Consider the following 2,623-nt stretch of genomic DNA (forward strand, 5'->3'; position numbering starts at 1 on the left):
CCTTACCCGAGCCCCCTCGACTGGAGCACCGTAGCCCCCGCCCAGCGCCCCGGCATGGACGCCGCCATCTACGTGTACCAGAGCACCGGCCAGTACGCCGGCACCTACCGCAGCTACGCCAATGGCATCGGCAGCTCACCGCTGGTGGTAGCGGGCTCGGGCTACTTCGCCCGCGTGAGCACCGTCGGCACGCCCGGCGCCGTGAACCTGACCAACGCCAACCGCGTCACCACCTTCGCGCCGCAGCCGGTGTTTGGGCGCGGAATGGCCGACAGCCGCCCCCTGCTGCACCTGAAGCTAGCCGGCGTCAACCTGAGCGACGACGCCTTTCTATACCTGCAAGCCGGGGCCACGGCCGGTGTGGATGCCGAGTTCGACGCCACCAAGCTGCCCAACCCCGCCGGCCTCGACCTGGCCACGCTGAGCGGTTCCCGCCCGCTGGCTATCAACGGCCTGCCGTTGATGGCCAACACCGAGGTAGTGGTACCATTGCATCTGCGCGTACCGCAGGCCGGCAGTTTCACGTTTGAAGCAGCCGATTTGGCCAACTTTGGTAACACGGCAGTGTACCTGCGCGATGCCCTGACGGGCACCCAGCAGCCGCTGACGACGGGCACGCGCTATGCCTTCACACTGACCACGGCGGCGAGTGGCACCGGCCGCTTCAGCCTCGTGCTGCGCCCGGCTACCGTCACCGCTACGCGGGCGGAGTTGAACGCGGCCACCGTGAGTCTGTACCCGAACCCGGCCCACGGCAGTTTCACGGTATTGCTGCCGCCGCTGGCGGGGCAGGTAGCCGTCCGCGCCACCCTGTTCAATTCGCTTGGGCAGGCTGTGCTCACCCGCAGCATAGGCCTGAATGCGGCTGGAGCTACGGTGGAGTTCCAGACGGCGGCGCTGGCGGCGGGCGTGTACACGCTGCGTCTGCAGGCCGACGGCCAGCTGCTAACAAAGCGCGTGGTGCTGGAGTAAGCTGAAATCAGGCTGTATAGCCTAAAAGCATGGTCAGGCCGAGCGGAGCCGAGGCAACTCACGTGCGGTAGTAATTCAATGGATTGGGTTTACTGCTGCACGCGAGCTGCCTCGGCTCCGCTCGGCCTGACCGTGCTTTTTGATTCTCTAAGCCAACTCATTCGAGGACATTTTCCATCAGCAGTGGCGGAGCTGTGCGCTGAAAACTTCTTTCTTTTTCCCATCCCAAAATTCCCACATCCTATGAAAAAACCACTTCGCAACTCTCTTCAACTGCTGCTGACTGGGCTGGTGCTGGGCGCGGCTTCGCTGCCCGCCGCCGCGCAGGGCGTGCCCGTGAGCACCAACTTTTTCGGCATCAACTACTGGAACAATCAGCCCAACGCCACCATCACAACCGACCTGAAAACGGCCCAGATGAAGCTTTACCGCATTGGCGGCAACGAGCGCAACCGCAACTCCAACCCGGCCCGCGACTGGAGCGTGAAGGAAAACTGGCTGCCGCTGGTGAGCTACATCAAGAACAGCCTCAACGGCGAGCTGCTGGTGCAGCTGTCCATCAACCTGACCGATGCGCAGGTGACGACTTGGGTGAATTATTTCACGAGCAACGGCGTGAGCTACTTCGCCATCGGCAACGAAGCCGACCCGGCCCCCGACCAGATGAGCATGACCGATTGGGTAACCAACAACCAGCCCTACCTGGGCCTGAGCTACTACGGCTTCCGCGACCGGTTCAAGGCCATGGCGCGGCTGGTGAAGCAGGCCAGCAACAACTGTAAAATCGTGGGCGGCGACTTCCGCCTGTTCTACGACCAGCCAATTTCGCTGTACTACGCCAACTTCATCGCCGACGTGGGCGACGAGTACGTGACGGTGGGCACCCGCAAAATTCCGCTGCTCGACTCGTTTTCGTTTCACTACTACGACAGCGCCGGCAACCGCGAGCAGGTGCTGGGCAGCCGCTTCGATACCGTGCAGAGCTACCTCGACAACGTGAACACCACCCGCCACGGCATCGACGCCACCTGGACCGACCTGCGCATGGCCGTGACCGAGGTGAACACCGAAGCCAAAACCACCAGCACCTGGAAGCCCTACGGCTTCACGGCCGGGCAGTTTGTGGCCACCATGACCAAGCTGGCCCTGGCCAAACGGGCCTTCTGCGTGACGCCGTGGAGCATTTCGGAAAGCAACGGCGATAAGGGCGGCACCGATTTCTCGCTCTACAACGCCGACAACACGCGCCGCTCCACCATGCACCACTTCGCGCTGCTGAGCCAGAACCAGCGCGCCAACTACATGCCCGGCGACCAGGAAACCAACGCCAGCTACCCGAAAGACGACCTCGTGTTTCTGGGCCTGCGCGACGCCACTGGCTACACCGTGCTGCTGATGAACAACTCGGCCACGGCCCGTACCTATAGCATCTCACTCGACAATACCTACCGCGGCACGGCCTCGGCCCGCATCAAGCTCGAAGGCTACGCCGGCGTATCGACCGACCTGCGCACGGGCACCATCAACGGCCATATGAGCATCCTCTACCGCCTCACTGCTGCGGGCACCTTCGAGTCGAAAACCTACTACGACGACAACGACGCCGCCCCCGTGCTGCAGCGCGCCGCCACCGCCCTGGCCAGCGCCGGGG

Annotated in this window: 2 protein-coding genes; both read left to right on the plus strand. The window is 63.5% G+C overall.

Annotated elements, in window-relative coordinates:
* Nucleotides 1-972, plus strand: a 972-nt coding sequence (locus ACYVDE_RS19860) for a T9SS type A sorting domain-containing protein (protein WP_460503272.1), incomplete at its 5' end; no start/stop codon positions are given.
* Between the two features lie 243 nt (nt 973-1,215).
* On the plus strand, nt 1,216-2,623 hold a 1,408-nt coding region (locus ACYVDE_RS19865; RefSeq protein WP_460503273.1), incomplete at its 3' end, for a hypothetical protein.

This window comes from Hymenobacter agri (genome assembly GCF_054778495.1).